Below are 17716 nucleotides of genomic sequence, written 5' to 3' on the forward strand. Positions count from 1 at the left end.
CGATCCCACTCCGCGTTCGTCAGGTCACCACGTCCCATGCAGCCAGCCTGACCCCAACACCCCACCCACGTAAGGGGATCCGAGAAACAGCGCCTAGTAGCCTCTACGGCCGCACCGGCCGCCGGAGCGCTCCTGGCCACCCCGGTGGCACGCGCCGCCGAGGCCGCCGGGGGTGCGTCCGGCCGCCGTACGGTCGCCCTGCGCGACGGCTGGCGCTTCGCGCTGGTCAACCCGGGCGGGATCACCGACCCGACCGGCGAGTACGCCGACGCCGCCGGCCCCGGTTACGACGACTCCGGCTGGCGCGAGGTCGCGGTGCCGCACGACTGGAGCATCGAGCTCGCCCCGACCACACAGAACGGCACCACCAGCGGCACCGGGTTCTTCCCCGGCGGCCTCGGCTGGTACCGCCTCGCCTTCACCCTGCCGCCCGCCTTCGCAGGCAGGCGGATCTCGGTGGAGTTCGACGGCGTCTACATGGACTCGTACATCTACTGCAACGGCACGGAGGTCGGCCGCCATCCCTACGGCTACACCGGCTTCGCCCTCGACCTGACCGACCTGCTGCACACCGACGGCACCACCGAGAACGTGATCGCGGTCAAGGTGCAGAACCGGCTCCCCAGCAGCCGCTGGTACTCGGGCAGCGGCATCTACCGCGAGGCCCGCCTCGTCGTCACCGAACCGGTGCACGTGGCGCGCTGGGGCACGTACGTCACCACCCCGGACATCACCGACGAGCAGGCCCTCGTCAGGGTGCGGACCTCCGTGGTGAACGAGTCCGGCGCCGCGAGCCAGGTCGAGATCCGCTCGACGGTCAAGGACCCCCGCGGCCGTACGGTGGCCCGCGCGGCGACCACGGTCGCGGTCGGGGGCCAAGCGGCGGAGATCCATGAACTCGCCGTTGCCAAGCCCCAGTTGTGGGACATCGAGTCCCCTCGCTGCTACACCCTGGAGACCGAACTGCGTGTCGACGGCCGGGCCGTCGACACCTACCGCACCCCCTTCGGCTTCCGCACCTTCCGCTTCGACCCGGACGAGGGCTTCCACCTCAACGGCACCTATCACAAGATCAAGGGCGTCGACCTGCACCACGACCTGGGCGCACTAGGGGCCGCCGTCAGCATCGACGCGATCCGCAGACAGATGACCATCATGAAGTCGATGGGCGTCAACGCCTTCCGCACCTCCCACAACCCGCCCTCGCCGGAGATGATCCAGGTCTGCGAGGAGCTGGGCATCGTGATGATGGTGGAGGCGTTCGACTGCTGGAAGAGCCCCAAGACCCGCTACGACTACGGCCGTTTCTTCGACGAGTGGTCCGACCGGGACATAGCCGAGATGGTGCTGGCCGCCCGCAACTCGCCCGCCGTCCTCATGTGGTCGATCGGCAACGAGATCTCCGAGTTCACCTCCACCGCGGGACTCACCATCGCCGACCGGCTCATCGCCGGCATCAAGGCGTACGACGACACCCGTCCGATCGTCATCGGCTCCCACCGGCACCGCAGCGTGCCCGCCGAGGGCACCCCGGCCGACCTGATCCTCGCCAAGCTCGACGGCCTCGGCCTCAACTACAACACCGCCAAGTCGGTGGACGCCCTGCACGCCCGCTACCCGCACCTGTTCCTCTTCGAGTCCGAGTCGTCCTCGGAGACCTCCACCCGGGGCGCCTACCAGGAGCCGGAGCACCTCAACACCGGCGAGAACTACACGCCCGGCAGACGCGCGACCTCGTCCTACGACAACAACCTCGCCTCCTGGACCATGAGCGGCGAGTACGGCCACAAGAAGGACCGGGACCGGAAGTGGTTCGCGGGGGAGTTCCTGTGGTCCGGGATCGACTACATCGGGGAGCCCACGCCGTACGACGTGTTCCCGGTGAAGGCGTCCTTCTTCGGCGCGGTCGACACGGCCGGCTTTCCGAAGGACATGTACTACCTGTTCCAGAGCCAGTGGGTCGGTGAGCCGATGGTTCATCTGCTGCCGATGACCTGGAACCACGAGGAGGGCGACACGGTCGAGGTGTGGGCGTACGCCAACGTCGACACCGTCGAGCTGTTCCTCAACGGCACGTCCCTGGGCGTCCGCACCTTCGACACGAAGAAGACCACCGACGGCCGGGAGTACCTGGAGACCACCGAGGCGACCGGCGACGACAAGACCTTCACCGACGGCCCCTACCCCGGCAGCTACACCAGCCCGAACGGCAGCGCGGGCAAGCTCCATCTGACCTGGAAAGTGCCCTACGCGCCGGGCGAGTTGAAGGCGGTGGCCCGCAGCGACGGCAAGGCGGTCGCCACCGACGTCCTGCGCACGGCCGGGAAACCCCATGCAGTCCGTCTCACCGCCGACCGCAAATCCCTTGCCGCCGACGGGCGTTCACTGGTCTTCGTCACCGCGGACGTCGTCGACGCGCGTGGGGTGGTGGTGCCCGACGCCGAGCACCTGATCTCCTTCGAGGTCGATGGCGGCTCGCTCGCCGGGCTCGACAACGGCCGGGAGGAGAGCGCCGAGCGCTACCAGGCCGGCACCCGGACCGCCTTCCACGGCAAGGCGCTCGCGATCGTACGATCCGGCACCGAGCCTGGCACGCTGAAGGTGACCGCCCGTGCGCAGGGCCTGCGGGCGGACACCGCGACCGTGCGCACCACTCCCGCCCGATCGGCGGCGACCACCCCGGCGGCCGGGTTCGAGCCCGACTATCCGGTGCCGCCGAACTACCCCTATGCGGACTCCAGTTACTCCGGCCGCCCGGACACGCTCCCCGCCGCGATGCTCGACGGCGACGCGGCCACCGGCTGGTCCAACGCCTTCAGCAAGGCGGCCACCGCCCTGCTGCCCGCGTTCAACGGGGCCAGGGCCGAGGACTGGGTCTCCGTGGACTTCGGGCGGACGCGGACCTTCGACCGGGCCGAGGTCTCATTCACCTTGAGTGCGACCCACAGCCTGCCCGCCTCCGTCGCGGTGGAGGTGTGGGACGGCGAGCGGTATGTGCCAGTCGAGGGCGCGGCCGTCGACTGGGCCACGGCCTCGGACGAGCCGACGGTGATCACCTTCACGGCAGTCAGCGGCTCCCGGGTACGCCTCACCTTGACCAGCACCCACCCGGGGGAGACCGGCGGAGCGATACGGATCAGCAAGCTGGAGGTACCCGCCACCTGAGCAACGCCACGATCCGGACGGCCGGTTCGGCAACGCCCTGAGGGGCGCGGGGCTGTATCGACTTGCGGCTCCGCCGCGGGGCGCGACCAGCCACGACGGCGCCGCAGCCGAAGAACGGCCCCACCCCGCGGAGCGTTTCGTGCTGTCCGGACCGTTGACGGAGTGTCATGCCTCCAACAAGCATGGCGGTCGACCGTCTTTTGGGAGCGCTCCCATGCTGAGCGCCACCCGCCGCTCACCGAGGAGCCCGGACGTGAAACGACGCAGAACCACCCTGTTGATCCTGACGGCGCTGCTGGGAGCGGCACTCGTCGCCTCGCCCGCGTCCCCGGCCGCCGCCGACGAGGTCGAACAGCTCAAGAACGGCACCTTCGACACCACCACCGACCCGTGGTGGACGACCAGCAACGTCACCGCGGGTCTGTCCGACGGGCAGCTCTGCGCGGACGTACCGGGCGGCACGACCAACCGCTGGGACGCCGCCGTCGGCCAGAACGACGTCACACTCGTGAAGGGCGAGTCGTACAAGTTCAGCTTCACGGCGAACGGTTCGCCCGACGGGCACGTCCTGCGCGCGATCGTGGGGCTGCAGGTGTCGCCGTACGACACCTACTTCGAGGTCAGCCCGCAGCTCAGCGTCTCCGGCAACGCGTACTCGTACACCTTCACCTCGCCGGTCGACACCGCCCAGGGGCAGGTCGGGTTCCAACTCGGCGGCAGCGCGGACCCGTTCCGGTTCTGCATGGACGACGTGTCCCTGCTCGGCGGCGTCCCGCCCGAGGTGTACGAGCCGGACACCGGGCCGCGCGTGCGCGTCAACCAGGTCGCCTATCTGCCCTCCGGGCCGAAGAACGCCACGCTGGTGACGGATGCGACCGAGAAGCTGCCCTGGCAGCTGAAGAATGCCGCCGGCGCCGTGGTGGCCCAGGGCTCGACCGCGCCGCGCGGCACCGACGTCTCCTCCGGGCAGAACGTCCACTCGATCGACTTCGGCGCCTACCAGAAGCAGGGCAAGGACCTCACCCTGGTCGCGGACGGCGAGACCAGCCGCCCCTTCGACATCGGCGCGAGCGCCTACGAGCAGCTGCGTCTCGACGCGGTGAAGTACTACTACACGCAGCGCAGCGGCATCGCGATCCGCGACGACCTGCGTCCGGGCTACGGCCGCGCCGCAGGGCATGTGAACGTCGCGCCCAACCAGGGTGACGCGAACGTGCCCTGCCAGCCGGGCGTCTGCGACTACACCCTCGACGTCACCGGCGGCTGGTACGACGCCGGCGACCACGGCAAGTACGTCGTCAACGGCGGCATCTCCACCTGGGAGCTGCTGAGCACGTACGAACGGGAAAGGCTGGCCCGCACCGGCGAGTCGGAGAAACTCGGCGACGGCACGCTCGCCATCCCGGAGAGCGGCAACAAGGTGCCGGACATCCTCGACGAGACGCGTTGGGAGCTGGAGTTCCTGCTGAAGATGCAGGTGCCCGCCGGGCAGCCGCTGGCCGGGATGGCCCATCACAAGATCCATGACGAGGCGTGGACGGGCCTGCCGCTGATGCCGAGCGACGACCCGCAGAAGCGCGAACTGCACCCGGCGACCACCACGGCGACCCTGAACCTGGCGGCGACGGCCGCGCAGGCCGCCCGCCTGTACCGGCCCTACGACAAGGAGTTCGCGACGAAGTCCCTCGCGGCTGCCCGCACCGCCTGGACGGCGGCACTCGCCCACCCGGACATCTACCCCGACCCGAACGACGGCACCGGCGGCGGCGCCTACCCGGACACCGACGCGTCCGACGAGTTCTACTGGGCGGCGGCCGAGCTGTATCTCAGCACGGGGGAGCAGCAGTTCAAGGAGTACATCCTGAACTCGCCGGTCCACACCGCGGACATCTTCGGCCCGCTCGGCTACGACTGGGCCCGCACGGCCGCGGCGGCCCGCCTGGACCTGGCGACGGTGCCGAACAAGCTGCCCGGCCGGGACAAGGTCCGCCAGTCGGTGGTGAAGGGCGCGGACCGCTACCTCGCGACGCTGAAGTCACAGCCGTACGGCATGCCGTACGCCCCCACCGACAACCTCTACGACTGGGGCTCCAACCACCAGATCCTGCACAACGGGATCGTCATCGCCACCGCGTACGACATCTCGGGTGCCTCGAAGTACCGTGACGGCGCGGTGCAGAGCATGGACTACATGTTCGGTCGCAACGCGCTGAACATGTCGTACGTGACGGGCTACGGCGAGGTGAACTCCCACAACCAGCACGCCCGTTGGTACGCCCACCAGCTCGACCCGAGCCAGCCGAACCCGCCGCGGGGCACCTTGGCCGGCGGGCCGAACTCGAGCATCCAGGACCCCTACGCACAGAGCAAACTCCAGGGCTGCGTCGGCCAGTTCTGCTACATCGACGACATCCAGTCCTGGTCGACCAACGAGCACACGATCAACTGGAACTCGGCTCTGACCCGGATGGCGTCCTTCGTGGCGGACCAGGGGTAGGCGGAAATCGGTTGGCAGGGGCTCCATGCGCGCGGTGATACTCCGGCATGAGCAGAATCGCGGAGGTCATCGTGCTGGCGCTGGGAAACTCCCACGAGGTCATGGAGCCCCTCCTTCAGTACGACGACGATCGCAGTTGGTCCGGCAATTTCGTGCCGATCCCGAGCTCCCTGGGCGAGGGCACGATGTACGGCTGGGCGTCGGAGTTCGTCCGGGTGGGTAGCCGGACGGGACTGCTGAAGCATCTGGAGTCCCTGTCGTGGGACCGGCCCGAGTCCGTCCAGGTCCTCATCCATGACGATGAGGACGACTGCTTCGGCCTGTGGATGATCCACGAAGGCAAGCTGGTGGAGATCCCGCTCCCGCGCACCGAGCGCTACCACGCCCCGGCCCCGGAGACCCTGGAGTTCGCACCCAGCCCGGGATATCTCCTCCGCACGGACCAGGGGGAGGGGCACTGGCAGCCGGAGCAGACCCCGGAGCACCTCCGGGATCCGCGTCCGGCCTGGTGACTATCGTTCGCGCTCCACGAGTTCCCCGGGCCGCTCGTGCGCGGTCAGGGTGTGCAGCTCGGCCTGTTCCAGCGGCTGGTGCACCTCGACGTACTCTCCGTGCGGCAGCCGCTTGATCACGCCGGTCTCCCGGCCGTGCAACACCAGCTCCCTGTCACGGAGTTGGAGCCCGAGGCAGATGCGCCGGGTGACCACGAAGACGACCACGGGCACGACGAACACCCCGATCCGCACCGCCCAGGTCACCGTGTTGATCGACAGATGGAGACGGGTCGCCACGATGTCGTTGCCGCCGCCCGCCAGCAGGATCAGGTAGACGCTGATCCAGGCCGCGCCGATCGCCGTACGGATCGGCCGGTTGCGCGGTCGGTCCAGCAGGTGGTGCTCTCGCTTGTCACCCGTGATCCGGGCCTCGATGAAGGGGTATACGCCGATGAAGACCAGGAGGAGCGGGAACACCACGATCGGGATCAGTACGCCGAGGACGAGCGTGTGCCCCCACAGCGTGATCTCCCAGCCCGGCATCACCCGCACCAGGCCCTCGGCGAAGCCCAGGTACCAGTCCGGCTGGGCGCCCGTGGAGACCTGGTCGGGACGGAAGGGGCCGTAGACCCAGACCGGGTTGACCGACGCCACGCCGGCGATCACCGTGAGCGCCCCGAAGACCAGGAAGAAGAAGCCGCCCGCCTTCGCCAGGTACACCGGGAAGAACGGGGCGCCGATGACATTGCGTTCGGTCCGCCCGGGCCCCGCGAACTGCGTGTGCTTGTGGTAGACGACCAGCAGGATGTGGGCGACGACCAGGGCCGCCATGATCCCGGGGATCACCAGGATGTGCAGCGAGTAGAAGCGGGCCACGATGTCGTGCCCGGGGAACTCGCCGCCGAACAGGAACATCGAGAGGTACGTCCCGACGATCGGCACCGACAGCAGCGCGCCGTTGACGAACCTGAGGCCCGTCCCCGACAGCAGGTCGTCCGGCAGCGAGTAGCCGAAGAGGCCCTCGAACAGGCCGAGGAACAACAGGCTCCAGCCGAACAGCCAGTTGACCTCACGCGGCTTGCGGAACGAGCCCGTGAAGAAGTGCCGCATCATGTGGGTGAGCATCGCGGCGACGAACACCAGCGCCGACCAGTGGTGCAGTTGCCGCATCAGCAGCCCGCCGCGGACGTCGAAGCTGATGTCCAGGGTGGAGGCGTACGCCTCCGACATGCGCACGCCGTTCAGCGGGACGTAACTGCCGTGGTACGTCACCTCGTTCATCGACGGATGGAAGAACAGCGTGAGGTACACGCCGGTGAGGATCAGTACGACGAAGCTGTACAGGCAGATCTCGCCGAGCAGGAAGGACCAGTGGTCCGGGAACACTTTGCGCAGGTACTTCCTGCCGAGGGTGCGGGTGCCGAGCCGGCCGTCGAACCAGTCGGCGAGGCGTTCGCCGCTCACTGTTCCCCCTCCTTGTGGACGTGCGTGAGCTTGTCGGGATTGGTGACGATGTAGACGCCGGACACCTGGTCGCCCTGCGGAGTGAGGTCCATGACCATCACCGCGTACGGCGACTCGTCCTCGAACAGCACTGCCGCGTCGTCGCCGTTGACGCGCCGGTAGCGCAGCTCCATGTTCTTCGGGCCGCCCCGGGAGGCGAACCCCGTGAGGAGGCGCACGACCTTGTCCCGGCCGTGCACCGGGCGCAGCCCCGCCGCCCTGCGGTTGCCGCCGCCGTCCGTCCACACCGTCACGTCCGGCGCGAGGATCTCCATCAGCGCGGCGATGTCCCCGCCGAGCGCGGCCCGCACGAACCGCTCGGTCGCCTCCCGTCGCACCCGCGGATGCGCCTCGTACAGCGGCCGTCGCGCGTGCACGTGCCCCCGCGCGCGATGCGCCAACTGCCGTACGGCCGCCGGGGTGCGGTCGATGATGTCCGCGATCTCGGTGTGGGCGTACCCGAACACCTCGTTCAGCACGAACACCGCGCGCTCCAGCGGAGAGAGGGACTCCAGGACCACCAGCAGCGCCATCGACACCGATTCGGCGCGCAGGGCGGGATCGGTGCCGTCGTCGTCGACCAGGGGCTCGGGCAGCCACGGGCCGACGTACGTCTCGCGGCGGCGGCTGATCGCGGCGCGGCGTCCGAGCGCGTGGTTCACGGCGATGCGGACCAGGTAGGCGCGGGGGTTGGCGATCCCGTCCAGAGGCGAGCCGTCGTTGCGGGCCGTCCACGACAGCCAGGTGTCCTGGAGGACGTCCTCGGTGTCGGCGACGCTGCCCAGCATGTTGTAGACGACGCCGAACAGCAGCTCACGGTGGTCGACGAAGACGGCGGTCGCCTCGTCGGTGACAGGTACGGGACTCTCGGACATGCGTAGGCCTCCCCATGGCGCGCTCACTACTGCGACGGCCGGCGGGGGCCCGACTGTGACATCGGCCGGCCCGAATGTGGCCCACGCCTCATCGCCTGAGCGGCCGCTCCGCCGGCGCGCACGGTGTTACTGCGCCGTCGGTACCGCCGTGTCGGCGCCCTGAGCTGGGAGTATTTACGGGTAAGTACCCGCGCGGTACCGTGAAGGCATGCCAGCTCTCAACGTGGAGTTCAGCGAACGCGAGCTAGAGGACCTGCGGCAGATCGCCAAGGAGCGGGGTACGTCGATGAAGGCCCTCGTACGTGAAGCGGCCGCGGCCGACATCGCCCGGCACCGGGCCCTGCAGGAAGGCGCGGAAGCCTTCCGGCGTTTCTTCGCGTCCCACGCCGACGAGTTCGCGGCCGCCTTCCCGGACGACGAACCGTCCGCCAAGAGCGAGGGACAGGTCGCCTGACCGATGGCTCCCGTCGTCCACATCGACGTGCCCTGGCTGCTTCAGCGGCACGAAGAGGTCCTGCCCGACCAGCCCACGATCAACGACTTCTCGGCCCTGGTCGCCGCCGTCGCCCGCCATCGCGTCGACCCGCCCCGCCTCGGCGTGGACTCCGACCCGGCCTGGCGCGCCGCCGCACTGCTGCACACCCTCGCGCTGCTCAAGCCCTTACCCTCGGCCAACGCCCGCTTCGCCTGCGCCACGGCCGTGGCGTACATGTTCGTCAGCGGCGTCGGCATGGACCCGCCCTACGGCGCTCTCGTCGACCTCGCCCGCGACCTGATCTCCGGCAAGACGGACGTCTACGGCGCGGCCGACCGGCTGCGCTCCTGGCAGATCTGAGTCCCGGGCCGGACGCCGACCGCCCCGCCCCCGGGGCCGCCGACCGAGGGCGGGAGGAACGGGGTCGGCGGCCGGGGTGCGCGCGGGAGAGCCGCCGTCCCGCGCGAGGCCTCCGAGAAGGGCCGGTTCCAGTGGACTACGCGCCGCCGCTCGCCGGGAGCGTGCGCGACGCTCCGGCGCGTGCGCGTGTTTCACACGGGGCGCATGGAATGTCGAAAGCCGGTGCGGGCGCGATGAGTTGCCAACGGATCTGACTTTCTTTCAAATGACGTGCATGTTGCTCAAGTGCCTTGTTGGCCGTGAGTGACTTGTGCAAGGGTGAACAACCTGTGTGGGGGGGCAAGGGCCGGGTCACATTCGTCCCGTGGGGAACCGGGGCGGAGGGGCATCGGTGAATTCGCGCTCCCCGCGCCCGTGCCCAAAAGGTGTGCGCCCCGCTCACTTTTCGGCATCGAGAACTTCCGTGAGTCCCATGCCCGTGGGAAGGAATCCGCTCAGTGCCCACCCCCCATCCTCCCCGCCCTCCTTACCCCCCGCCCGGCGGGGAGCCCGAAGAATCCGACGAGGGCCTCGCCGCCCGGCTGAGAGGCCGTCCGGACGGAGAGGCCGCTCAGTCCGTCGCGCTGCTCATGGCACGCCACTGGCAGCCCGCCCACGCCTACGCGGTGATCTGCCTCGCCTCCCCGGAGGAGACCGCCGACATGGTCACGGCGGCCGCCTTCCACCAGGTCTTCGACCGCCTCGGGCTCGGCGAACAGGCCCTCGCGCTGCGCCCCCGGATCCTCGTGGCCGTACGGGACACGGTCCGGGAGTGGTCGGCGCAGGACCGAATATCCGGGGTGCTGCCGGACCTGGTGAGACCGGGCGGTGGTCGCGGTATGCGCGCGGCGAAGTCGATGATCCCCGAAAATCGCAAGCTGGCCGAGCGTTCATTCCAGTCGCTTCCCGGACTCTTCCGGTGCCTGTTGTGGCACACCGAGGTCGAGTCCGAGCCCATATCCGTACCTGCCGCACTCCTGGGCATGGATACCGACACCGCGTCGGCCGCACTCGAACAGGCGCGTGAAAAATTCCGCGAAGGTTGTGTACATGCCCATCGGGAACTCGCACCGACCAAGGATTGCCGCTTCTACAACCGTCTCCTGGACGTTCCGATTCGCCGTGGCGGGGCCCTGCTGCCGGATGTCCAGCAGCATCTGAAGGAGTGCCGTTACTGCCGTTCTGCCGCCGAACAACTGAGTCATTTCGAGGGTGGGTTGGGGATACTCCTCGCCGAGGCGGTGCTCGGCTGGGGCGCCCGCCGCTATCTCGAAGTCCGGCCGCGCGCCACCCAGCAGGGCGCGCGGGTACGCGGCACGGCCCGGCACGGAGGGGGCCGCCGGCGGATCCTGGCACGGATCCCCACGCCCGGCCGCCGTGGTCCGGGCGGCCCCCGGTCCTCACGGACGCTGCTGACGGGCGTGGGACTCGCCTCCGCCGGTGTCATCGCCGCCATGCTCGCCGCCGGACTGTGGTCGCACGACGGCGGGGCGGACCCCGCCGCCTCCACCGGCGCGACCGGCGGCGGCACTTCACCGGGCGTCGACAGCCAGAGCCCGGGCACCGCCCAGCTCCCCAACGCGCCGGGGGTGACCAGGCTGCGCAACGTCGCCGCCGACCTGTGCCTCGACATCCGGGGCGAGGCGAAGGCCGGGGCCGGGACGGAACTCGCGGCCTGCTCGTCCGCGCGGTCCCAGCAGTGGTCGTACGAGAACGACGGCCTGTTGCGCAGTGTGGTGGACGAGGACCTCTGTCTCGACTCGCACGCGGACGCCGGTGTGGTCATCCTCGGCAGTTGCGTCGCCGAGAAGTCGAAGCGGAGCGACGACGTCCGCTACGACCTCACCGTCCAGGGCGAGTTGCTGCCCCGTTGGGACGAACAGCTCGCCCTGACCTCGGTCACCGAGGACAAGGGCGCCGACATCGTCGTCAAGGTCCGCGACGGCTCCGGGCAACAGCGCTGGCAGACCGACCCGGTCGCGACGGCCGGTCCCGGCTCCCTGTCGGTCACGGGGAGCGGGAGTCCGGGGGTCCGGGCGGTGGAGCTCTCGGACCGGACGTAGCGGATCCAGGGGCGGGGTCAGGAGGTCGTGATGTCGGTCGGGCCGATCGTGGAGGGGGTGGCGTGGCCGGACAGGGCGAGGGTGAGGTCGAACTCCGCGAGGAGGCAGCGGATCACGTGCTCGACGCCCGCCTGGCCGTCGAGGCCGAGGCCGTAGACGTAGGGCCGTCCGACGAGCACCGCACGGGCGCCGAGGGCGAGCGCCTTGAAGACGTCGTCGCCGGTGCGGATGCCGCTGTCGAAGAGGACGGTCAGCCGGTCGCCGACCGCTTCCACGACCCGCGGCAGCGCGTCGGCCGCCGCGACCGCACCGGCGACCTGACGCCCGCCGTGGTTGGAGACCACGACCCCGTCCATCCCGGCGTCGGCGGCGAGGCGGGCGTCGTCCGGGTGCTGGATGCCCTTGAGGACGATCGGGCCGTCCCAGTTCTCCCGCAGGAAGGCGAGGTCCGGCCAGGTCTTGGCCGGGTCCGCGAACATGCCCACGAAGTGCATCACCGCGGCGTTCGGATCCTCGTGCACCGGCTTGGCCAACCCCGCCTGGAACGCGGGGTCGGAGAAGTAGTTGGCGGTGCCCACGCCGTGCAGGAAGGGCAGATACGCCTGGTCGAGGTCGCGCGGCCGCCAGGCCAGCAGGGGCGTGTCGAGGGTGACGACCAGCGCGGTGAACCCGGCCGCCTTCGCCCGGTTCAGGAAACTCCGCGTCACCTCACGGTCCTTCGCCCAGTACAGCTGGAACCAGCGCTCGGCGTCCCCCATCGCCTCCGCGACCTGCTCCATCGGCGTGCTGGAGGCCGAGGACAGGATGTACGGCACGCCCTGCGCGGCGGCGGCCCGGGCGGCGGCCGGCTCGGCGTCCGGGTGCATGATCGACAGCACGCCGACCGGCGCCAGGGCCAGCGGAGCCGGCAGCGCGCGGCCCAACACCTCGACGGACAGGTCCCGTTCGTGCACGTCCCGCAGCATGCGCGGCAGGATCCGACGGCGCTCCAGGGCAGCCCGGTTGGCGCGGGCCGTGCTGCCGTTCCCCGCGCTGCCCGCCACATAGCCGACGGGCCCGGGGCCGAGCCGCTGCTCGGTCAGCTCCTCCAGCCGGGTCAGATCGGTGGGCAGCCGGGGTACGGCACCCGACATGCCGTTCAGATAGATCTCGTACTGGAAGTCCGCCCAGTGCTTGGCCATGTCTGCGTCCCGCCTCTCGTCGTCGAGCACGCGCTGCTCGCTGACGATACCGGCGGGTATGCCGGTCGGGGGATCAGGGTGTGGTCGCCGATTTCCGCAGCACACGGGCCAGTTCGCGCGGCTGGGAGAACATCGGCCAGTGGCCGGTGTCCAGCCGGACCAGCTGCCACTGCCCGTTCTCGACCAGTTCGGCCACGACGGCCGGGGGCTCGTCGCCGTCGAGGAGGCATTTCACATACGTCGCCGGGAGCTCGCCGAGCGGCCGTTCCAGGATCGCCGGTTCGGTGAGCGTGGCGCCGGGGTGCGGGGTCCCGTCGGACACGACGCGGGCGATGTGCTCGTCGGTGAGCCCCTGCCCCGTGTAGTCCTCCGGGTCGAGCGGCGGCCAGAATCCGTCGTGGTCGGCGATCGACTGCCGCACGTGGTCGCTGGGCCACCCCGCGAGGAACGACTCCCCGTCCACCGGCACGTTGGAGTCGACGAACACCACACGGCTCAGTCGGTCACCGATCCGCTCGGCCGCCTGCCCGACCGGCACGCCCGCGTAGCTGTGCCCCACCAGGACCACGTCCCGCAGATCGAGCCGCTCGACCTCGTCGACGATGTCCTGGACGTGCGTCCGCTGCCCGGCCGGCACACCCTGTCTCTCGGCGAGGCCCGAAAGGGTCAGCGCATGGGCTTCGTGGCCGGCCGATCGCAGTTCGGCCGCCACCTCGTCCCATGCCCACGCTCCGAGCCACGCCCCCGCCACCAGTACGTAGTTGGTCATGCGGGCAACTTAGCCGAGGGGTCTGACAACACCTCCCGGCCGTCGGCTCCCATGATCGGCGGTACCGGCACGTCGACGGTCCGGGCCAGCCGCGCCCCCTCGGGCCCGTACACGGCCCGCGGTTCGGGGAACAGTCGCAGCAGCGTCAGGAACAGCACCGCGGCCACGACCAGCGACAGCGGCAGGCTGATGTCGACGCCGTTCGCCAGATCGCCGAGCGGACCGACGAACTGCCCCGGGATGTTGGTGAACAGCACACCGAGCAGCGCGGACACCCACCAGGCGGTCATGCCCCGCCAGTTCCAGCCGTGCGCGAACCAGTAACGGCCGCCGCGCTGACGGCGGTTGAAGACCTGCAGGGCGTCCGGGTCGTACCAGCCGCGCCGGGTCCAGAAGCCCAGCATCATCACGACCATCCAGGGGGTGGTGCACGTGATGATCATGGTGGCGAAGGTCGAGATGGACTGCACGAGGTTCAGGCCGAACCGCCCGATGAAGATGAACGCGATCGACAACACGCCGACCAGCACCGTCGCCTGGACCCGTGACAGCCGGGGGAACACCGAGGAGAAGTCGAGCCCGGTGCCGTACAGGGCGGTCGTGCCCGTCGACATGCCGCCGATCAGCGCCAGCAGGCACACCGGCAGGAAGAACCAGCCCGGTGAGATCGCCAGCAGCCCGCCCACGAAGTCGGGGGCGGCCGGATCGACGTAGTCCGGCGCCTTGGTGGCGATGATGCTCGCGGTCGCCAGGCCGAAGACGAACGGCACGAGCGTCGCGATCTGGGACAGGAACGCGGCCCCGATCACCCTGCGGCGCGGGGTGCTCGCCGGGATGTAGCGCGACCAGTCGCCCAGGAAGGCCCCGAAGGACACCGGGTTCGACAGCACGATCAGCGCGGCGCCGATGAACGACGGCCAGAACAGGGCGTCGGTCGCCGCGTCCGCCGTATCCGTGAACACGCCCGCGTACGACGGGTCGAAGTCGCCGGCGAAGGCGATCGCGCCGAGCAGGAACAGTACGGTCGCCGAGGTCACGGCGACCTTGTTGACGAACAGCATGAACCGGAAGCCGTACACGCACACCGCGAGGACCAGCCCGGCGAACAGCGCGTACGCGACGCCGAAGGACAGGTTGCTGCGTTCCAGGCCGAAGAGCCGGTGGGCGCCACCGACCAGGGCGTCACCGGAGCTCCATACCGAGATGGAGAAGAACGCGATCGCCGTGAGCAGCGAGAGGAACGAGCCGACCACCCGGCCGTGTACACCGAGGTGCGCGGACGAGGAGACGGCGTTGTTGGTGCCGTTGACCGGGCCGAACACCGCCATCGGGCACAGGATCAGCGCGCCGACGACCACTCCGAGGAGTGTGGCCGCGAGCCCCTGCCAGAAGGAGAGCCCGAACAGGATCGGGAAGGCGCCGAGGACACAGGTGGAGAAGGTGTTGGCGCCGCCGAAGGCGAGACGGAACAGATCGAGCGGACTCGCGCTGCGGTCCGCGTCCGGGATGCGGTCCACGCCGTGGGTCTCGACCTCGGTGAGGGAGGGCGCGGGGGAGGTGTCGGGCTGCGGGGACAAAGGGGCTCCAGCGAGGGGCGGGCGGTGGAGCGCGTTGTGGCGCGGCGGGGCGGACGGCCGATCGCTGTCGCAGGGGTGTGCGGCGCGAACCGATGGCGTCCTCTCGGGGGTCTGCCGACCGTAAGGCCAGGCGCAAGAGCTGCACCAGGGGACGTTTCATCCGTCTGCCGGGTCGTGACTGGATGAATCGTCCACTACGGCTACGACTCCTCCGTCGGCGTGTCCTCCGGCTCGGCGTCGGGGCCCTGGGCGCGCACCCGCTGGACGTGTTCCAGGGACTCCCGCAGTTCGGCGAGCCAGTCGTCGGTGTGCCGCTGGACCAGCCGGACGCACCAGGCGAGCGCGTCGCTGCGGCTGCGGGCCACCCCGCCGGCGATCAGGGTGTCCAGGACCTGGCGTTCGGGCTGGCGCAGCCGGGTCATCACGGGCGCGGCGATGTGCGTGTACAGGGCGCGCTCCCCGCCGCACTCCACACCCCAGGACACCTTCCGGCCGAACCGGTGCTCGGCCTCGCGCGCCACCGCGATCCGGGCCTCCCGGGTGCGCTCCCGGAACTCCTGGATCCGGGCCTGTACGGCCGCCTCCCGTTCGGCGGCCGAGGCCTCCTCGGCGACGCGGGGTTCGGGGATGCGGCCGATCACGGTGATCTCCTCGCGGTCGACCACCACCTCGGCCAGGGACTCGAAGAGATCGTCGGGCAGTCGGCCGGTGAACCAGCCGCGCAGTTTCTCCTGCTGCTCTGTCGTAATCATGTAATGACGATTACTCCGCTCGACCATGAACGCAAGGGGCTGCGGCGGAGTCCGCTCATGGCTGAAGCGGAATGTTTCAGGACTATTGCCGAGCGGGGTGAATCCGGCCATCGGACACGTGCAAGCGATCAAGAAACCGCTCGCTTCGGGGTTCGAGCGTTCGAATCATGTGACTTCGCGCCACTGATTCAACACGCAAGGTTACTGAAACCCATGGGGTCGATGTGTGTTCCGGCGCCGGACTCGGCAGACTCGCGCTCGCCGCTCCGGCACCGAACGTGCCGGATCCGGCAGACCCTCTCTTCGAGCGGAAGGATGCACACAATGCGGAACACCGCGCGCTGGGCAGCGACCCTCGGCCTCACGGCCACCGCCGTCTGCGGACCCCTCACCGGGGCCGCCCTCGCCGAGCCGGCCGCCGCCCCGTCAGCGCTCTACGCCCCCTCGGCCCTGGTGCTCACCCTGGGCCACGGCGACAGCGCCATCACCGCCACCCCGGAACGGGCCGTGACCCTGACCTGTGCCCCGACGTCCTCCGGTACCCATCCGGCCGCGGCCGCGGCGTGCGCCGAACTGCGCGGCGCCGACGGGGACTTCGACGCCCTGACGGGCAGAGCCGACACGCTGTGCACCAAGGAGTACGACCCCGTGGTGATCACGGTCGACGGCGTCTGGCGGGGCCAGCGCGTCTCCTATGAGCGCACCTTCGCCAACGAGTGCGTGAAGAGCTCCCACGGGACGAGCTTCTTCACCTTCTGAGGGACCGGGATCGCACGGTCCCCGTGAACTGCCAGGGGCCCGCAGATGGGGAGTGCCGGTCCCTCTCGCGGAGGCCCTGCGATCCCGCACCGGGGGCCGGCGGACGGAGTGGGGCCGTCCGCCGGGCTCCGGGTCATTCCCGCTCCTCGGGGATTCCCGGCAGGGGTGGGAAACGGCCCAGCAGACCCGACGCACGGAACAGCCGGCGCAGGCGCGGCGCGTCGGACACGACGCGCAGCCGGCCGCCGCGCTCCTTGGCCCGGGAGTCGGCCCGGCACAACACGCGCAGGCCCGAGCAGTCGAAGAACTCGACGTGTCGCAGGTCGACCAGCACGTCCGGCTGCGGGAAGGCGGTCGCCGCGTCCAGGTGTTCCGCGAGAAAACCCGCCGTCGCCAGGTCGATCTCGCCCGCGGCCTCCACCACGGTGAAGGGGCCGCTCGCCCGGGTGCGGGCATGGTGGTTCGCCGCGGGCGGCTCGGATCCGGAACGGTCCGCGGCCGTGCCTCGCGGCGGTTCGGGAACACGGTCCTCGAATTCCGGAGTCATGTCCGCTCCACCTCGCCAGGGGGCGCATTCGATCTCGGTAGCTACCCCGGTGCGAGCAGGAACATCCATCCAACGGCATCCGCAAGATCTGGTTCACTCGACCCAGTGAATTTCGCCGGATTCGGTTGACATTTTGTCCATAGCTGCGCTCAAGGCGTGTTCACCCGCCCTGCCAGGGCGTCGGCCTCGGCCACCAGCCCGGCACCGCCCGCCGGTACCGCTCGTACTCGGCACCGAACGTCCGCGCCAGCTCGGGCTCCTCGTACCACCTCGCGAACGCCCACATCAGGAGCCCGGCGCAGACCCCGTGGACGAAGAGGACCGGCCGCGCGAGCAGCAGGCCCTGGCCGCCGATCGCCGCGACGACGGCGACGTACATCGGATTGCGCACGTACCGGTACAGCCCGCCCACCACCAGGTGCTCGGTGGGCGCGACAGGCGCCGGAGTCCCCAGCCCCTCGACCACGAACCGTACGAAGGCCGCCAGCAGTACGGCCGCTCCCGCGCCCAGCGGCACGAGGCCGAGCACTCGCACGGGCGGCCACCAGTCACCGGCCCGCCACCCGGTCAGCCACCACGGCAGCAGCACGGCCACGGTGCCGGGGGCGAGCGCCAGGAAGAGGGTGCTGCCGAGCGCCGCGGTCGGTTTGCGCATACGGC

15 protein-coding genes are annotated in these 17716 nt (G+C 70.1%); 7 read left to right on the forward strand and 8 right to left on the reverse strand.

Features of this window, described 5'->3' with window-relative positions:
• Positions 1 to 144 precede the first annotated feature (144 nt).
• The 3 genes from IG08_RS0148460 to IG08_RS0148470 all read left to right on the forward strand — a co-directional run bounded on the left by IG08_RS0148460 (position 145) and on the right by IG08_RS0148470 (position 6174).
• Entirely contained in the window at positions 145 to 3165 is a 3021-nt protein-coding gene (locus IG08_RS0148460) for a glycoside hydrolase family 2 TIM barrel-domain containing protein (RefSeq protein WP_234343176.1), read from the forward strand.
• 253 nt (positions 3166 to 3418) lie between these two features.
• Complete coding sequence (locus tag IG08_RS0148465; protein WP_030619652.1) at positions 3419 to 5662, forward strand: glycoside hydrolase family 9 protein; 2244 nt, start codon at positions 3419 to 3421, stop codon at positions 5660 to 5662.
• A gap of 47 nt (positions 5663 to 5709) precedes the next feature.
• On the forward strand, positions 5710 to 6174 hold the full coding sequence (locus IG08_RS0148470; RefSeq protein WP_030619655.1) for a hypothetical protein: 465 nt from the start codon (positions 5710 to 5712) through the stop codon (positions 6172 to 6174).
• Here the strand turns inward: IG08_RS0148470 and qcrB are convergent, their stop codons facing one another.
• Both qcrB and sigJ read right to left on the reverse strand, forming a co-directional pair.
• Positions 6175 to 7620, reverse strand: a complete 1446-nt coding sequence (gene qcrB / locus IG08_RS0148475; protein WP_030619658.1) for a cytochrome bc1 complex cytochrome b subunit — start codon at positions 7618 to 7620, stop codon at positions 6175 to 6177.
• A complete protein-coding gene (gene sigJ / locus IG08_RS0148480) occupies positions 7617 to 8534 on the reverse strand; it encodes an RNA polymerase sigma factor SigJ (protein WP_030619661.1) in 918 nt (305 codons plus the stop codon). Before sigJ ends, qcrB begins: the two co-directional genes overlap by 4 nt.
• A gap of 208 nt (positions 8535 to 8742) precedes the next feature.
• Here sigJ and IG08_RS0148485 point away from each other — a divergent pair, with 208 nt between their 5' ends.
• From IG08_RS0148485 to IG08_RS0148495, 3 genes are all read left to right on the forward strand, one after another.
• Entirely contained in the window at positions 8743 to 8988 is a 246-nt protein-coding gene (locus IG08_RS0148485; RefSeq protein WP_030619664.1) for a hypothetical protein, read from the forward strand.
• Positions 8989 to 8991: 3 nt separating this feature from the next.
• Positions 8992 to 9369: a hypothetical protein gene (locus tag IG08_RS0148490; RefSeq protein ID WP_030619668.1), complete on the forward strand. Its 378-nt coding sequence runs from the start codon at positions 8992 to 8994 to the stop codon at positions 9367 to 9369.
• 497 nt (positions 9370 to 9866) lie between these two features.
• The gene (locus IG08_RS0148495) at positions 9867 to 11471 is read left to right on the forward strand and encodes a ricin-type beta-trefoil lectin domain protein (RefSeq protein WP_030619672.1); all 1605 of its coding nucleotides are present in this window, start codon (positions 9867 to 9869) and stop codon (positions 11469 to 11471) included.
• A 17-nt stretch (positions 11472 to 11488) separates the two neighbouring features.
• Here IG08_RS0148495 and IG08_RS0148505 read toward each other — a convergent pair whose 3' ends face one another.
• The 4 genes from IG08_RS0148505 to IG08_RS0148520 form a co-directional block, all read right to left on the reverse strand.
• The gene (locus IG08_RS0148505) at positions 11489 to 12652 is read right to left on the reverse strand and encodes a lactate 2-monooxygenase (RefSeq protein ID WP_030619675.1); all 1164 of its coding nucleotides are present in this window, start codon (positions 12650 to 12652) and stop codon (positions 11489 to 11491) included.
• 73 nt (positions 12653 to 12725) lie between these two features.
• The gene (locus IG08_RS0148510; RefSeq protein WP_030619679.1) at positions 12726 to 13421 is read right to left on the reverse strand and encodes an alpha/beta fold hydrolase; all 696 of its coding nucleotides are present in this window, start codon (positions 13419 to 13421) and stop codon (positions 12726 to 12728) included.
• Positions 13418 to 14998: a purine-cytosine permease family protein gene (locus tag IG08_RS0148515; RefSeq protein ID WP_043457176.1), complete on the reverse strand. Its 1581-nt coding sequence runs from the start codon at positions 14996 to 14998 to the stop codon at positions 13418 to 13420. The genes IG08_RS0148510 and IG08_RS0148515 overlap by 4 nt, the downstream gene beginning before the upstream one ends.
• Positions 14999 to 15198: 200 nt before the next feature.
• Positions 15199 to 15750 carry a hypothetical protein gene (locus IG08_RS0148520; protein WP_030619686.1) on the reverse strand — a complete coding sequence of 184 codons (552 nt, stop codon included), beginning with the start codon at positions 15748 to 15750 and terminating at the stop codon, positions 15199 to 15201.
• A 324-nt stretch (positions 15751 to 16074) separates the two neighbouring features.
• Here IG08_RS0148520 and IG08_RS0148525 point away from each other — a divergent pair, with 324 nt between their 5' ends.
• Positions 16075 to 16509: a protease inhibitor gene (locus IG08_RS0148525; protein WP_030619690.1), complete on the forward strand. Its 435-nt coding sequence runs from the start codon at positions 16075 to 16077 to the stop codon at positions 16507 to 16509.
• A gap of 133 nt (positions 16510 to 16642) precedes the next feature.
• Here IG08_RS0148525 and IG08_RS0148530 read toward each other — a convergent pair whose 3' ends face one another.
• Positions 16643 to 17056 (reverse strand): STAS domain-containing protein, encoded by a 414-nt coding sequence (locus tag IG08_RS0148530; RefSeq protein WP_030619693.1) that lies wholly within the window; start codon positions 17054 to 17056, stop codon positions 16643 to 16645.
• A 160-nt stretch (positions 17057 to 17216) separates the two neighbouring features.
• On the reverse strand, positions 17217 to 17711 hold the full coding sequence (locus IG08_RS0148535; RefSeq protein ID WP_030619696.1) for a methyltransferase family protein: 495 nt from the start codon (positions 17709 to 17711) through the stop codon (positions 17217 to 17219).
• Between the last annotated feature and the right edge of the window lie 5 nt (positions 17712 to 17716).

The organism is Streptomyces fulvoviolaceus (assembly GCF_000718165.1).
In the GTDB taxonomy this organism is placed as follows: Bacteria; Actinomycetota; Actinomycetes; order Streptomycetales; family Streptomycetaceae; genus Streptomyces; species Streptomyces fulvoviolaceus.

Excerpts from the sequence above, each read along its gene's own strand:
- IG08_RS0148485 (WP_030619664.1), top strand. The coding sequence starts at position 8,743 with ATGCCAGCTCTCAACGTGGAGTTCAGCGAACGCGAGCTAGAGGACCTG.
- IG08_RS0148490 (WP_030619668.1), top strand. The coding sequence starts at position 8,992 with ATGGCTCCCGTCGTCCACATCGACGTGCCCTGGCTGCTTCAGCGGCAC.
- IG08_RS0148530 (WP_030619693.1), bottom strand. The coding sequence starts at position 17,056 with ATGACTCCGGAATTCGAGGACCGTGTTCCCGAACCGCCGCGAGGCACG.
- sigJ (WP_030619661.1), bottom strand. The coding sequence starts at position 8,534 with ATGTCCGAGAGTCCCGTACCTGTCACCGACGAGGCGACCGCCGTCTTC.
- IG08_RS0148535 (WP_030619696.1), bottom strand. The coding sequence starts at position 17,711 with ATGCGCAAACCGACCGCGGCGCTCGGCAGCACCCTCTTCCTGGCGCTC.
- IG08_RS0148525 (WP_030619690.1), top strand. The coding sequence starts at position 16,075 with ATGCGGAACACCGCGCGCTGGGCAGCGACCCTCGGCCTCACGGCCACC.
- IG08_RS0148505 (WP_030619675.1), bottom strand. The coding sequence starts at position 12,652 with ATGGCCAAGCACTGGGCGGACTTCCAGTACGAGATCTATCTGAACGGC.
- IG08_RS0148470 (WP_030619655.1), top strand. The coding sequence starts at position 5,710 with ATGAGCAGAATCGCGGAGGTCATCGTGCTGGCGCTGGGAAACTCCCAC.
- IG08_RS0148510 (WP_030619679.1), bottom strand. The coding sequence starts at position 13,421 with ATGACCAACTACGTACTGGTGGCGGGGGCGTGGCTCGGAGCGTGGGCA.
- IG08_RS0148520 (WP_030619686.1), bottom strand. The coding sequence starts at position 15,750 with ATGATTACGACAGAGCAGCAGGAGAAACTGCGCGGCTGGTTCACCGGC.